Annotated in this window: 9 protein-coding genes and 1 pseudogene; 6 read left to right on the forward strand and 4 right to left on the reverse strand. The window is 47.4% G+C overall.

The features are described 5' to 3' along the window. Positions 1–24 precede the first annotated feature (24 nt). The 4 genes from CMR00_02200 (at position 25) to CMR00_02215 (ending at position 4,835) form a co-directional block, all read left to right on the forward strand. The gene (locus CMR00_02200; protein ID PIO48972.1) at positions 25–663 is read left to right on the forward strand and encodes a phosphatidylserine decarboxylase family protein; all 639 of its coding nucleotides are present in this window, start codon (positions 25–27) and stop codon (positions 661–663) included. A 183-nt stretch (positions 664–846) separates the two neighbouring features. Further along, complete coding sequence (gene dacB / locus CMR00_02205; GenBank protein ID PIO48916.1) at positions 847–2,268, forward strand: D-alanyl-D-alanine carboxypeptidase/D-alanyl-D-alanine-endopeptidase; 1,422 nt, start codon at positions 847–849, stop codon at positions 2,266–2,268. Positions 2,269–2,415: 147 nt separating this feature from the next. Continuing rightward, the gene (locus CMR00_02210) at positions 2,416–2,706 is read left to right on the forward strand and encodes a hypothetical protein (protein ID PIO48917.1); all 291 of its coding nucleotides are present in this window, start codon (positions 2,416–2,418) and stop codon (positions 2,704–2,706) included. After that, complete coding sequence (locus CMR00_02215) at positions 2,706–4,835, forward strand: hypothetical protein (GenBank protein PIO48918.1); 2,130 nt, start codon at positions 2,706–2,708, stop codon at positions 4,833–4,835. The genes CMR00_02210 and CMR00_02215 overlap by 1 nt, the downstream gene beginning before the upstream one ends. A 210-nt stretch (positions 4,836–5,045) precedes the next feature. Here CMR00_02215 and CMR00_02220 read toward each other — a convergent pair whose 3' ends face one another. Both CMR00_02220 and CMR00_02225 read right to left on the reverse strand, forming a co-directional pair. After that, positions 5,046–6,071 (reverse strand): alpha/beta hydrolase, encoded by a 1,026-nt coding sequence (locus CMR00_02220; GenBank protein PIO48919.1) that lies wholly within the window; start codon positions 6,069–6,071, stop codon positions 5,046–5,048. Positions 6,072–6,176: 105 nt separating this feature from the next. Further along, a pseudogene (locus CMR00_02225) lies at positions 6,177–6,521 on the reverse strand (hypothetical protein). A 165-nt stretch (positions 6,522–6,686) separates the two neighbouring features. On the opposite strand from CMR00_02225, the gene ggt reads away from it, so the two are divergent. Further along, the gene (gene ggt / locus CMR00_02230) at positions 6,687–8,414 is read left to right on the forward strand and encodes a gamma-glutamyltransferase (protein ID PIO48920.1); all 1,728 of its coding nucleotides are present in this window, start codon (positions 6,687–6,689) and stop codon (positions 8,412–8,414) included. A gap of 107 nt (positions 8,415–8,521) precedes the next feature. Here ggt and katG read toward each other — a convergent pair whose 3' ends face one another. Beyond that, positions 8,522–10,771: a catalase/peroxidase HPI gene (katG, locus tag CMR00_02235; protein PIO48921.1), complete on the reverse strand. Its 2,250-nt coding sequence runs from the start codon at positions 10,769–10,771 to the stop codon at positions 8,522–8,524. A 261-nt stretch (positions 10,772–11,032) separates the two neighbouring features. Between katG and CMR00_02240 the strand changes: the two genes are divergently transcribed. Next, positions 11,033–13,477, forward strand: coding sequence for a hypothetical protein (locus CMR00_02240; GenBank protein ID PIO48922.1), 2,445 nt, complete (start codon positions 11,033–11,035; stop codon positions 13,475–13,477). Here CMR00_02240 and CMR00_02245 read toward each other — a convergent pair. Next, on the reverse strand, positions 13,467–14,882 hold the full coding sequence (locus CMR00_02245) for a transporter (GenBank protein PIO48923.1): 1,416 nt from the start codon (positions 14,880–14,882) through the stop codon (positions 13,467–13,469). The genes CMR00_02240 and CMR00_02245 overlap by 11 nt on opposite strands. Positions 14,883–14,971 lie beyond the last annotated feature (89 nt).

Below are 14,971 nucleotides of genomic sequence, written 5' to 3' on the forward strand. Positions count from 1 at the left end.
GTTTTGCGCCAAATTTTTTGCACAATGATTACAAAATACGGATACTCCACCTTCGCAAAAGTTGGTGCTCTATCGCTTGTGCTGCTTGTGCTTGCCTTCGCTTTGCCGCTGTCGCTGGCAATGCTCTCTGCAGGCTTAGGGTTGTTTCTGATTGCCTTCACACTGCAATTTTTTCGTGACCCAGAACGTACGCCACCCAGAATCGAGCGCGTCATTCTTTCGCCCGCCGATGGGAAAATCGTGCTGATTAAAGACACCGAGCATCCCTTTTTCAACGGTGCTGCAAAATTAGTCAGTATTTTTATGTCGCCCATCAATGTGCATGTCAATCGCAATCCGATTTCAGGTAAGGTCGTGCATCTGCGGCATATTGAAGGCGAATACATCGCAGCATTTGATCATCAGTCAGGTGAGCGCAATGAGCGTACGGAAATTGGGATTGAAAATGCGCATATCAAGGTTTTCTTCAAGCAAATTTCAGGCTATGTGGCGCGGCGCATTATCTGTGAGCTTGAAGCGAACGACACGGTGAAAATTGGTGAGCGCTTCGGGATGATTAAATTTGGCTCTCGCGTTGATGTGTTCATGCCCCCCGAAGTCAAACTCTGCGTCAGAGAAGGTGAGCGCGTAACGGCAGGCGAAACCATTTTAGCCGAATACTAAACGCAGTTAAGTCGACGCACTTAAAACGTTTTAGTTCAAAAACTTATTGCAATTTTGTTTGCAAAAAGGGGGAATTGTGCTAACTTTGCCAAGTTTTTGATGCAGTGTACCTGAACCAGCGTTGCTAGAGCAGCAATACGGCAGCGCCAGAAGTTGTTGTGCCAAAAAACCGCTTACACAGAGATGAGGCAACAGACTAAACTTTCTTGCTACCTTTACGTGCTCACCAGCATCATGCTGGTCAGCACGCTTCTTGTTGAGACCGCAGACGCCAACGTATACAAACGCCGACGACCAAAAGTGTTGTCCGCCGTTTCGCTGAAACTCACTGGCACAAGCCAAGCGGAGCGTATGGCTGAATGCGCCGAAAAAATTGAGCAAATTCTGCAAGCACGCAAGCGCGGCATCATGGGCGTATGCATTCAAACCACAGACAATGAAACCATTTTTGCCTACCAACAAAATCAACTCTTCAAGCCGGCTTCAAATCTTAAACTGATCACATCCGCTGTTGCGATTGAAACACTTGGAGCAGACTATCGCTACCGCACCGACTTCTTCATTGATGGCACACTCAAAGATGGGGTACTGCATGGTAATCTGGTCCTGATTGGCAGCACAGACCCGATGCTTTCTGGATACTTTGATAAAACGATCAACGAGGTTGTGAATGCATGGGTCGATACGCTGCGTCGGTACGGCATTATGAAAATCGAGGGCGACCTAATTCTCGATAATAGTTACTATGTTGGCAATCGATATCAACCGATCAGTGCAGAAGAAATACGCTTTGCTACCGTTGCCAATTTTAGCCGTGCAAACGAGCAGCAATTAAGTAAAGTCTCGCGTGTGCGTGTTATCAAAACGAAAGATGGCAAAAAGCGTGTGGTGCGTCGAGGCTTTCGCAGAAAAAGTCGCTTGAAGATGGTTACAATTGAGCCGAATGTCTATTGCGCAAACACGCTGCTGGCGGCACTCCAACAGGCTGGCATGATGCACAAAGATGCCCATGTCGAGAAAATCTCTTATAGCCGAAAAATCGATAGAACCAGATGGAAGTATCTTTACTCACACTACTCGATTTCTCTAGCTGAAGCGCTCAAAGCTACAAATAAGCGTTCGGATAACTTCTATGCCGACCAATTGCTTCGCACACTGGGTGGTGAATATTATGGTGAAGGCTCAATCGAAAAAGGGCTCGAAGTGGTAAAAGAGTTTTTGAAGAACGAAGTGAAAGTTAGCTCGAAAGAGTACAAACTCACGGATGGTTCAGGACTGTCGCATGAGAATTTTGTAACGCCGCATCTGATTGTGGAGACGCTGCGCTACATGCGCGAGCATAGCAAAGCCTTTCATGAATACTATGAATCGTTAGCCATTCCTATGACCGATGGCACACTTGCAGGCAGAATCAATCATGCACTGGCGCACAACATTCGTGCAAAGACAGGGTCAATTACAGGCGTCGTGTCGCTCTCTGGATACTTGAAGAGTCGCAGCGGTAAAGAGATGTATTTTTCTATCATTGCAAACGGATTAGGTCGGCGCTCTAGACATGCAAAAGCCTTAGAAGATACGATTTGTAAACTCCTGCTTGAGATTTAACGCCTCACCTGAAGTTTTCCCCACATCTTTATCGGCTCTCTATTTTGCACCTAATTGGATTATGAGAAGAGCTTGTGTATCTTTCAAGAAAATGAACGGCTTGAACACAAGCTGGCACTGAACATTTGAAGTAAAGGAGAAGTAAGTATGAATGCACAAAAGCACATCACCCTCGTGCTTGGCATGGAGCGCTACAACGCCGAGCTATTTGAGCACATCAAATCACAAATCCGCGCACGCTGTCCTCAATTACGCTTGCATGTGTTTTTCGATAACGACGTGCTCGAGCGTCCAAAAAAAGTTGAAGCGGCAATTAGTGTGAGTGACGTGGTCTTCACGGCACTTATCGTCTTAGACGATGCCGCAAATGCCATGATAGAGATGCTCAAAAACACAATCCGAGTTTCATCTTTGCGTTCGAATCGCTGCCGCCACTGATGATGATGAATAAAGTGGGGAGCTATCACTTTTCAGGCGGTAAGGGTGAGATGCCAAAACCCGTCAAAGCGCTAGGCAAAATTTTAGGTGGCGGCAGAGAAGAAGATGCTTTCTATGGGTATGTGCAGATGCAGCGCCTTGCCAATCGAGTGATGCGCTTCCTGCCCGAACACTTCGGTGGCGAAAAAGTCCACGATGCGAGAATCTGGATGACAGTCAGCACTTACTGGTCGAACAGCGGCGAAGACAATGTGCTCAATATGCTGCTCTACATTGCCGAAAAACTCTTGCATTTACCTGTAAAGAGCGAGGCACCGAAAGAAATTGGGACAATGGGAGTTTATCACCCCGAATACTACAATGCCACGAAAGAATTCTTCCCTGATCTCAAGCATTACTTGAAATGGGAAAAGAAAACAGGGCGCGACAGAGGCGATAAACCAAAAGTTGGATTGCTTTTACCACGTAAGCATGTGCTCTCAGGACAAAGTTATGCAGGTGAGATTATCACGGCGCTCGAGGCACAAGGGTTACGCGTGTATGCTTGTTATGCGATGGGCATTGAACTGCACATTGCTGTGCGCACATTCATGAAAGAAGCAGGGATTGAATTGCTCATTAATCTGTTTGGCTTCCCCTTGGTGGGCGGTCCAGCAGGCTCTACCAAAACAGGCATTGCACATCCTGCCGCATCGGAAATTTTGTCGGGACTGAATACCCCTTACATTGTAACACAGCCGCTGTATGTGCAAACCAAAGAAAGTTGGCGCCAGCATGGCGTCAATCCGATTCAGGCAATGATTATCTATTCACTGCCTGAAATGGATGGCTCAATTTGTCCTGTGGTCCTAGGAGCATTGGAAAACAATACGCTCAAACTCGATCAGTCACGTCTGGTGCGGCTAAGCAAACTGGTCAAGCGTTGGATTGCGCTAAAGCACAAGCACAATGCTGAAAAGAAGATTGCAGTGGTGCTCTACAACTACCCACCAAATCAAGGTAAGCTAGGCACGGCGGCACTGCTCAATGTGCCAAAGAGTTTAGTCAATTTTGTGCGCGAACTGCATCGGCAAGGCTACAACACCGGTGACTTTTTAGAGCGTTATGCTGCTCACCCTGATACGCTGACGCATGATTTAGCAAAATCTATTGAAGCCGATACAGTAACCGAAACGGCCACCATGCAAGACTATGCCAGATGGGTTGCACCGAATGAGCAAGAACGCATTGAAGCGCGCTGGGGTAAAGCCCCGGGCGACATTGCTGTGGCAGGCAAAGATCGATTCATTATCGGCGGCTTGCGCTTTGGCAACCTCTACATCGGCGCACAACCGCAACTTTTTATTCAAGGCGACCCAATGCGACTGCTCTTCGACAAAGAAAACACGCCACATCACCAATTCGTCATGTTCTACAAGTGGCTTGTCTATGGGCTCGGAGCAGATGCACTGGTGCATTTCGGTATGCACGGCACTGCAGAATGGATGCCCGGCTTGCAACTTGGACTCACACAAGAGTGTTGGTCTGACATCTTACTGGGAGAACTGCCGCAGTTTTACATCTACCCGATGAATAATCCGTCAGAAGCTAATATTGCCAAACGCCGAGGCTATGCCACCATCATTTCACACGCTATCCCGCCGTATGCGCGTGCTGGACTGTACAAAGAGTTTCAAGCCCTGCGCGATTTGCTAGGCGACTTCGAAAACGGCAGAGATTTTCCCGAACTGCGCGATGCAATTGTCCAAAAAGCCGCTCTGCTAAATTTGAACGATGATGTCCCGCCAAACGATGATTTTGCAAAATATGCCAGCGATCTTGCAGCCTACCTCAAAGAAATGGAAAACCGCTTAATTTGCGGCGATTTGCACACGCTGGGTGAAAATCCTGATAAAGCCACGCAGGTTGAACTCATCACCGAAGCCTTGAAAAATCATAGCGACTTGAAGTTGTTGGATTTTGCGGCAGAATGCTTAGGCACGGAACCCTATGCGATACTCAGTCAGCGTGCAAAAGCAGGGGATAAAGATGCACAACTCAAGAAGGAAAGACTTGAAGAGTTTTGCCGAAGTATTGTTAGACAATATGTGATTGAAGAAAAACCAATCACACACACTCTTGAAGTATAATCGCTCATAAGTATGCTAATCGGAGTTGTTTTCCTTTGGCTAATGGGCGTACTGACGGTGGCGGCACTGGGTATCACAGCCTATCAATATCTGCGATACAAAGTGCGAACGCACCAATACCTCTCGCTCAAAAAACTCTCTGAGCAAGCCTTGCGCGATTCCTTTCGCTTGAATTGATTTCAGGTGAAAGGAGCAAGCGTATCGGGCGCCTCACAAGTTTTTCTTAGAACTGGTGGGGATAGTCTTCTGCAAAGACGCCGTGCTCGAAGTAGGTGAAGCCTGCTGCATCTGGCTGAGAATTAGTTCAGCGGTGCGTTTGGGCAGTTCCAGCGTAATCAGGTGCCCACACTTTTTGATGAGTTCAAAGCGTCCATTGCGTGCATATTCATAAAGCGCCTTGGTATGCTTCCAACTCACCACCTGATCGCCTTTGCCAGCGACAAGCAAAACAGGAATGGAAAGATTTGCAATTTGCTTTGGCAAGTTCTCAGTAACCTCGCGCTTGGCTAAGGCTTTTGCGGTCTCACGGATAGCCTTGCCGGAAATGAAGCGCAAGCTATTGACCCCAACCAAGATGTTTTCTTTGCTGGTATGGTTGCGCGCCAGCGTGAGTCGGGCATAAGCATAAATGAGCCACCAGATTTTAATCTTGCGCAGGATTTTGTCGAAGATAAACGGGATAACCGTTGGAATAACTTTTTCGAGTTGCGCACTGTTTGGAAAGATGCCAAAGTTGAAAAAGGTCAGTGAGCTAATCTCATCTTCGAAGCGCTGTGCATAATTGAGCGCAACAAATGAACCCAGTGAGAAAGCCGCAATGTGATACTGCTTCAAGCCGAGATGTTGCACCAACGCATGCAAATCAAGCGAGAGTGCAGAGAGAGAGTAGTCTTCACCTTCGTCAGACCAGCCATGTCCTTTGAGATCATAAGCAATTGTGCGTACGCCACTTTGATTGAGATAGGCGATAACTTCATGCCACCACATCCACCAGCAATCCCAGCCATGAATCAAAATGATGGTAGGCATATCCGCTGGTGCATCTGGATGAGAATCGTGATAGTGATGAACGGCACCATTCAGTCGAATAAAATGACTTTTTTGAATGAGCGATTGTTCGTAGCGCGCATAGCGCTGTGTGCGTAGGTTACGACTCTGCAAGCGTGCAGTAATTTCTCGTTCGTAGAGCAAAAATTTTTCTGTGGGTGAAGCGTCAGTGCAGATTTGCGGCGTCATAGTTACTCCCAAAAAGTTAGTTTTGGCAAAGTATAGCGCAATTTACTGCGGAGAACTTGGTTGACTCGGCAGTGTTGGCGGCAAGGCAGGCGGAACATTCGTGCGTCTGACCGCGGTGATAAAATACTTGGTGTCACCGCGCCAAAAGAATTGAACATATTTTTCTTCGTATTCCAAGCCAACTCGCTCGCCCGTGAGAGCCGCTTCTTTTAAGGCTTTGATAACATCTTGTCGATCGCGTTCAACCGAAAAGTAAAACATATTTTGCTGCGTACTGCCAACTGCGCCCGGAATCAGCGTGTTGAGTTGTCCTTCAAACGTCTTAAAAATGTAGCCCTTCTCAGTAATTTTGACAACCACACCACCGCGCTCACCTTTGCTGTATGTGCCATGATAAAGAAAAAGAAAGACGAGCAGAAAGAGCACAAAGAAAGAAACACCGCCAATGATACCGAACTTCTTGACTGTGGTCATACATGGTCATTTTTAACGAAATTGCAGATTTCTGTGGCGAAATCAAAATGCAATTGAACTTGCCGAAGGTAAAAACAAGTCGTAGTTTTTCGCACAGAAATGTGTTGTAACAACATCAGACAACAAACCTCATCAAATAGAATGAAAGCCATTTTATCACATCTTTTCTTGTCATGCATTTTCTTTTGCACGGTATTTTTGATGCTGAGTAAGACGCTCATAGCGCAGATGCGTCCCACCATAGCACAAAAAGCAATGGTGGTATCGGCGCAGAAACTTGCCTCAGAAGCAGGCATTGCGATACTGAAAAAAGGCGGCAATGCGATTGATGCTGCCGTAGCAACTGAACTGGCGCTTGCTGTGACACACCCAATTGCTGGAAATCTGGGGGGCGGCGGGTTTATGCTCATTCGCTTGGCAAATGGAGAAGTCTATGCGCTGGACTACCGCGAAAAAGCCCCGCTGAAAGCCACACGCACCATGTATCTGGACAGCGCAAGCAATCCGTTGCCTGACAAAAGTAAAATTGGACACTTGGCAGTAGGCGTCCCCGGCACCGTGGCAGGTATCGTGGAAGCGCACCGCCGGTTTGGCAAACTGCCTTTCAAGATGCTCGTGCAGCCAGCAATTGACCTTGCTGAAAAAGGCTTTCTACTCACACGCTTCAAAGCTGAACAGCTCAATCGATTTGCGGCACTCTTCGCTCGCTTTGAAGGCTCACGCAAGTATTTCACCAAAGGCGACACCAGCAAAAAGTGGCAAGAAGGTGATTTGTTCATACAAAAAGACTTAGCAGAAACACTCAAACGCATTCGCGATAAAGGGCGCGAGGGCTTCTACAAAGGCAAGACCGCTGAACTCATCATTGCAGAAATGCAACGCGGCGGTGGACTAATCTCACAAGAAGATTTAGACAAGTATGAAGCAAAGTGGCGAGAGCCTATCAAAGGAAATTACCGTGGCTATGAAGTCATTTCAATGTCGCCACCCAGTGCAGGAGGCATTGGGCTCATTCAGTTGCTCTCATTCGTTGAGCCTTACAACCTTAAAGAAATGGGCTTCCAAAGTTCTGAGACTATTCATCTCTTTGGTGAAGCGATGCGACGCGTTTATGCCGATCGAGTATTGCTCGGCGATCCAGACTTTGTCAAAATTCCTGTGCAAGCCATGCTAAACAAAGCATACTTGCAAGAGCGTTGGAAATCGTTCTCACCCGACACCATCACGCCAAGTTCTGCAATCTCATACGGTAAAATGCTCACGGCAGAATCCACTGAAACGACACACTATTCTGTAGTGGATGCTGAAGGAAATGCTGTGGCAACGACAACCACACTCAACGGTGGGTTTGGCTCGTTTGTCGCTGTAACAGGTGCAGGGTTTTTACTCAATAACGAAATGGATGATTTTAGTTTGAAACCCGGCTTTGCAAATCCGGGCATTCAGGGCTATGTGGGATTGATGGGCAGCGAAGCCAATAGCATTGTACCACAGAAGCGAATGCTGAGTTCAATGTCGCCCACAATCCTAACAAAGGATGGCAAACTCTTTATGGTGCTTGGTACACCCGGCGGTTCTACAATTATCACGCAAGTCTTTCAAGTGATTACAAATGTGATTGATTTTGGAATGAACATTCAAGAAGCAGTCAGTGCAAAACGCATTCATCACCAATGGCAGCCTGACGATATGCGCTATGAAAAAGATGCACTGCGCAAAGATGTCATTCGTGCTCTTGAACGGCGAGGCTGGAAGTTGCGAGAATTGCCCGGTTACTTTGGTGCAGCTGATGCCATCATGGTCGGTGCAGATGGCTTGCTGTATGGCGGTGCAGACCCCAGAAATGAAGATGCCGCAGTCGGATTTTAACAACTCACACTAAGCAAAAGAAAAGGCAGTCTTTTCAGACTGCCTTTTCTTGCTGTGCAAGAGCACGAAGTCATGACTTGCTCATACAAGCAAAGACTGAGCTCATCTTAATTGAAGTGCAAGTCATAGCGGTCGAGGTTCATCACTTTGTTCCATGCAGCGATAAAATCACGTACGAACTTCTCATGTGCATCATCGCATGCATAGACTTCAACGAGAGCACGCAACTCGGAATTTGAGCCGAAGATTAGATCGACACGCGTGGCTGTCCATTTGAGCGCGCCCGTCTTCCGATCACGTCCTTCAAAGAAGTATTTAGCTTCTGAAGTCGGATGCCAGACGGTGCTCATGTCAAGCAAATTGACAAAGAAGTCTGTAGTCAAAGCGCCGACACGCTTCGTAAAGACACCATGTTGTGAGTGATCATAATTTGCATTGAGTACGCGCAAACCGCCAAGCAGCACGGTCATTTCAGGTGCCGTGAGCGAGAGTAACTCCGCTTTGTCAATGAGTAATTCTTCAGCTGGTGCACTAACACCTTCTTTGAGGTAGTTACGGAATCCATCGGCAAGCGGCTCGAGCACAGCGAAGGATTCGATATCGGTCTGCTCTTGCAGAGCATCCCCACGTCCGGGCGTGAAGGGAACTTTCATCTCAAAGCCAGCATTTTTTGCAGCTTGTTCTACAGCAGCGCATCCAGCTAAGACAATGAGGTCCGCCATTGAGACACGCTTGTCACCACTTGTCGTGTGGAACTCCTGCTGAATACGCTCGAGGGTTTGCAGGACTTTAGCAAGTTGCGCAGGGTTATTGACTTCCCAATCTTTTTGCGGGGCAAGGCGAATGCGTGCACCATTTGCACCACCACGTCGGTCTGAACTGCGGAAGGTGGATGCCGATGCCCAAGCGGTTGAGACAAGCTCAGAAATAGAGAGACCGGAAGAGAGAATTTTTTTCTTTAAGGCAGCAATGTCGTTTTCATCAATGAGCGGGTGTGTAACGGGAGGAATCGGATCTTGCCAGATAAAATCAACTTGCGGTGCTTCAGGACCAAGATAGCGTGTGCGTGGACCCATATCGCGGTGTGTGAGCTTAAACCAAGCCCGTGCAAAAGCGTCGGCAAGCTTTTCTGGATGTTCGTAGAAATCGCGTGAAATTTTTTCATAAATCGGGTCGACACGCAGCGCATAGTCCGTAACCAACATAAACGGTGCATGACGCTTCGAAGGATCATGTGCATCAGGAACGGTGCCTTCGCCCATACCATTCTTAGGCTTGTATTGCCAAGCGCCGGCTGGACTCTTGGTGAGTTCCCACTCGTACTCGAAAAGATGTTTGAAATAGTCGTGACTCCACTGCGTCGGTGTGCGTGTCCAAGCGCCTTCCAGACCGCTGGTGATGGTGTGCTCTGCATTGCCTTTGCCGAAGGTATTCTTCCAACCGAGACCTTGCTCCTCGATACTGGCACCGGCAGGTGCAGGACCGACATATTTGCTGGGGTCTGCTGCGCCATGTGCTTTACCAAAGGTATGTCCACCTGCAATAAGCGCAACCGTTTCTTCATCGTTCATCGCCATTCGACCAAAGGTTTCACGAATGTCACGAGCAGCAGCGAGCGGATCGGGTTTGCCGTTTGGTCCTTCAGGATTAACATAAATCAGACCCATCTGTACAGCTGCAAGGGGTATCTCTAACTGGCGATCGCCAACATAGCGATGATCACCGAGCCACTCAGTTTCAGAGCCCCAGTAGATATCTTCTTCAGGCTCCCAGACATCGACACGACCGCCAGAAAAGCCAAGGGTCTTAAAGCCCATGGATTCAAGGGCGCAATTGCCCGCAAGAATAATCAGATCTGCCCAAGAGAGTTTGCGACCATACTTTTTCTTGACGGGCCAAAGTAAATAACGTGCTTTGTCAAGATTGGCGTTATCGGGCCAGCTGTTAAGTGGAGCAAAGCGAATCGCACCTGAACTGGCCCCACCGCGTCCATCGTGAATGCGATACGTGCCTGCACTATGCCAAGCCAGACGAATGAACAATCCGCCATAATGACCATAATCAGCAGGCCACCAGTCTTGAGACTGCGTCATCAAATCAAAGATGTCTTTTTTGACCGCTTGAAGATCAAGCGTCTTAAACTCTTCAGCATAATTGAATGATGGATCCATGGGGTTAGAGAGCGAGGAATGCTGGCGCAAAATGTTAAGTTTGAGCTGATTCGGCCACCAGTCACGATTGCGTGTACCAGCGCCTGCACCATGTTTGAGATGACCTGTGAATGGGCACTTGCTTGCGCCGTTGGTAGCACCATTTGTATGCGTAGCTGTGGTGCCTGCAAGAGATTGATCTGCCATATTGAGTAGTCCTCCTACATCATTGGGTTGCGTTGAAGAAAATTGGTTAAAATCAAAAAGAACAGCGACTCTGTGTCAGATAACTGAAAGATAAATCAATAATAATAACGATTACTAATAAGCTAGAAGATAATCTAAAAAGCACTTGAATGCAAGCTTGAGGTGAATTTTTTTGTATGCTGTGCTGTATAGACAGGATGTGATATAGCGCAAACTACCTAACAAGCAAGAGTAATAGGTTGACTAAAACAAATCTCAGTTATGATACCTTCATCTAAAAGCCCGTCTACTTCATCCACAGATACAGCGAGTCGAGAGCGGCAACTCTTGACAATGATTGAAATTGAACGCTTTTTGCTCATGGAGCGCAATCTTAACCGAAAGAATTGCCTGCCTCTACTCAAACTGTGTGCAGAACTTGCGGAAGTTGATCGCATCACCGTGTTCCAATATCATCCGAGTGAAAGTGGCATCGAGGCTCTAAGTGTCATTGCTGAATGGTGCGCTGAGGGTGTGGAAATGCAAACGCAATGGCAGAACCTCAACTTGCAAGGTGAGCAATACCAAACTGTACTTGAACGAGCTCGACAAATGCTCAACACAGGTGAGATGCTAATGTGCCATGTCAAAGAGTTGACGATAGCTGAACAGATGCTCTCTTCATCAGGTGGTGTGCAAGCACTTTTACTCATCCCCATATCGGTAAAAAATAGGTTTTGTGGCATTGCGGCATTGCAAAGAGTGAAGTCATCGGCACTGTGGGACGAGGAGATACGAAATTTTCTCAAATCGACAGCTGTAGCGGTCTCGATTGCACTGGAGCGTAAGTATGCTGAACAGGATTTGGTCGAAGCCAAAGAGCAGTTTCAAGCGGTTTTAGATGCGGTGCCCGGTTTTGTCTCATGGGTTGATTCCAATCTCACTTATCTGGGACTCAATCAATACTTAGCCTCAATGCTGGGAAAGCCTGTCGAAGAATATATTGGCAAAAAAGTTGGGTTTCTCAATCCAAAATTTCATGATTTTCTCAAGCGTCTGTTTGAATCGCCGTATCAAGGGAGCATTATGGAAGATACTGTAACAATTGGTGGTCGGCGCATGCAGCATTTGATTGTAGCACAAAAGTATCACCATGGCAAAGCGGCAGTGTGTGTGGGCATTAACATTACTGACCGAAAGATTATGGAAGAAAAATTGCGTGAGCAAGCAGCGCTTTTGGAGATTACACGTGATGCGGTGATTCTTCAAGAGCTTGATGGAAGAGTGCTTTATTGGAATGCGAGTGCAAAGCGCATTTACGGCTGGACAAAAGAAGAAGTGCTAGGCAGAAATATCAAGTACGACCTTTATTCGGAATCTGATATTGCTGAAGATGAGGTGCGCAGGCAAATCTTGTTTGAAAAAGGGGAGTGGTCAGGGGAACTGCGTCAGCGCACGAAAGATGGCAATGTCATCATTGTAGAAAGTCAATGTGTGCTTGTGCCTAATGAAAATGGAGAGCCTGACAAAGTGCTCATCGTCAATACGGATATTACTGAGAAGAAAAACTTAGAGAGTCAGATGCTGCGTAATCAGCGCATGGATAGCATCGGACTGCTCGCCAGCGGCATTGCACACGATATGAACAACGTGCTGGCGCCAATTCTTGCAGGCTTACTTTTGCTGCGTCAGTACAATCCTGACGAACAAGCAAGGCGCTGGATAGATATGCTTGAGCAAAGTGCAGAGCGTGGCAAAGAGTTGATGAGACAAATTCTAAGTTTTGCGCGCGGCGAAAGTGGTGAAAAGACAGTTTTGAATCTGAGCCAACTGGCAAAAGATGTCTACCGTTTTGTCTCGCAAACATTCCCGAAAGAAATTGCAGTACAGCTTGAGGCTCCTTCTACGATCTGGATGATTTTAGGTGACTCAACGAAGCTGTATCAAGCCATCTTGAACCTCTGCGTAAACGCTCGCGACGCCATGCCGAATGGCGGCAAACTTACGCTTGAAGTCAAGAACGTCGTTCTTAGTGCAAAGCAAGCGGCACTCTATGTTGATGCAAAAGAAGGTGAGTATGTGCAGCTGACGGTAACGGATACAGGCACAGGTATTTCGCCCGACGTGCTCGACAAAATTTTCGAACCTTTCTTTACGACAAAGGAAGTCGGCAAAGGCACGGGGCTTGGGTTATCCATCGTCTATTCTGTAGTGAACAGTCACGGTGGATTTCTTGATGTGCAGACCAAAGTAGGACATGGCACGTCGTTTATGCTTTATTTTCCTGCAACAAAAGCCCAGCAGACGCAGGTAACAGAAGAACCAATTGAAGCTATGGTGGGCTGTGGCGAAGTCATTCTGCTTGTTGAAGATGATGTGGGAGTGCGTGAAGTAGCTAACGCGGTTCTGCTTAGCATGGGCTACACTGTGCGCACAGCCAATAATGGGGCAGAAGCGGTAGCAGTCTTCGCAAAGCATCAAGATGAAATTAATCTGGTTTTGACTGACATTATGATGCCGATTATGGACGGTATTGCCTGTGTGCATGCCATTCGCGCCATCAAGCCGAGTGTGCCTGTGGTAATCATGACAGGGCTAATGGATGGCGAAAAGGTTGCAAAGTTAAGTACCGTTGGCATTCAAGGCTCAATCAATAAACCATTTCGTGCTGAAGCACTTTTGCAGACGGTGTTTCGTGCGCTAAAACAGACTGAGGTCAGAACATAGTTGTAACCAGCGCAACCCAAAGCGTGATAACAGGTGGACCAAAAAGAGCAAGAAACCCGCCCAGACGGCGAAAGTCGTGTTGTTCCAAGAGACCAGTGCTGAAAGCAATTGCATTAGGTGGTGTAGAGACAGGCAAGAGCAGGGCAGTTGAAGCGCACAGCCCGATAACCATACCAGTTTGAAGGGCATGTTCAGGTGAGAGCAGTGCACCAACAGGAATTAAGACGCTTGCTGCAGCAGTATTGCTCATGACATTTGAAACAAGTGTTGTAACATAACCCAGCAAAAGAATAACCAGGTAAGGATTTACGTCTTGCAAGCGTAAGAAACTGGCGGCATACTGTGCCAGACCTGACTTTTCTATAGCAAGTCCAAGTGACAGACCGCCTGCTACCAGCATCAAACTATCCCAAGCCAAGGCGCGTAAATCTTTAGCACGAATAATCCCGCTCATGGTCAGCACGACAATTGGAATAGCGCCGACGGCTGCGACATGAATTTTGTGCAGGGTAGAGGTCATCCACAGTAAAAGCGTTACGACAAGTGTGATGCCAACCGTCCAGCGAGGCAGGCGCATGAGTTTTGCATGTTCCTGACTAGAAGGTGTCGGTAGGCTAATTTCAATTGTCTGGCTGACAAGCGAGCGCGAGAGCAAAAACCACGAGGCTGCCAAAAAAATGAGTGCGATAGGCAAGCCATAGAGCATCCACTCAGCAAAACTTACATTGATGTGATTGGTTGCCAGTGCCCCAACAGTAATTGCATTCGGCGGTGAGCCAATGATTGTAATCATTCCGCCCAACGATGCTGCAGCAGGAATGCCCAGCAGCAAATCTTTCGAGAGCATATTCTCTTTTTGGGCACGATTGAGAAACGGAAGAATGGCGGCAATCATCATCGCTGTGGTTGCCGTGTTCGACATGATGGCTGAGAGAACTGCAGTCATCAGCATCATGCCCATAAGCAGGCGAGGCGCAGCATTGCCAAAAGATTTGAGCGCAAAACTAAAAATGACTCTATCCAAACATGTGCGTCGCATGCCTTCGGAAATGAAAAAGCCACTGAGCATAAGCCAAATCACAGGGCTCGACCATGTATTGACATACTGCATCACATCAACTGGCACACCCTCTGCCTTAAGGCTTCCCATAGCAAAGACAAGGTAAGCCATAATCAAAATGCCAACTGCAAAGGGTGGTATGGCTTCAGTAATCCAAAGCGAGACGGCAACAGCGAGCATAAAGAGCGTGTAGAGTGCAGGCTTGCCGAGTTGATCAGCAGGCGCAAGCCAAACCACAAGAAAGCCGATGGCAATTGAGAGCAGAAATAAAGTGGCTTGTCGCCCAAAGGGCCAGATTTGTCTCAAGGAATGTTGTGCGACAGCGTAGCGGGAGTCGTTTTCCATACTACTTACTACTAATGTTACAAAGACTGCGTAATTTAACACTTTTTGCGCAATTTATATGGCACAACCGCAAGCAGGGCAAGCAAATC

Source organism: [Chlorobium] sp. 445, assembly GCA_002763895.1.
GTDB lineage: Bacteria > Bacteroidota > Chlorobiia > Chlorobiales > Thermochlorobacteraceae > Thermochlorobacter.

Bases quoted from the DNA above. Each gene is read 5' to 3' on its own strand.
- CMR00_02200 (PIO48972.1), top strand. From the start codon at position 25: ATGATTACAAAATACGGATACTCCACCTTCGCAAAAGTTGGTGCTCTA.
- dacB (PIO48916.1), top strand. From the start codon at position 847: ATGAGGCAACAGACTAAACTTTCTTGCTACCTTTACGTGCTCACCAGC.
- CMR00_02210 (PIO48917.1), top strand. From the start codon at position 2,416: ATGAATGCACAAAAGCACATCACCCTCGTGCTTGGCATGGAGCGCTAC.
- CMR00_02215 (PIO48918.1), top strand. From the start codon at position 2,706: ATGATGATGAATAAAGTGGGGAGCTATCACTTTTCAGGCGGTAAGGGT.
- CMR00_02220 (PIO48919.1), bottom strand. From the start codon at position 6,071: ATGACGCCGCAAATCTGCACTGACGCTTCACCCACAGAAAAATTTTTG.
- ggt (PIO48920.1), top strand. From the start codon at position 6,687: ATGAAAGCCATTTTATCACATCTTTTCTTGTCATGCATTTTCTTTTGC.
- katG (PIO48921.1), bottom strand. From the start codon at position 10,771: ATGGCAGATCAATCTCTTGCAGGCACCACAGCTACGCATACAAATGGT.
- CMR00_02240 (PIO48922.1), top strand. From the start codon at position 11,033: ATGATACCTTCATCTAAAAGCCCGTCTACTTCATCCACAGATACAGCG.
- CMR00_02245 (PIO48923.1), bottom strand. From the start codon at position 14,882: ATGGAAAACGACTCCCGCTACGCTGTCGCACAACATTCCTTGAGACAA.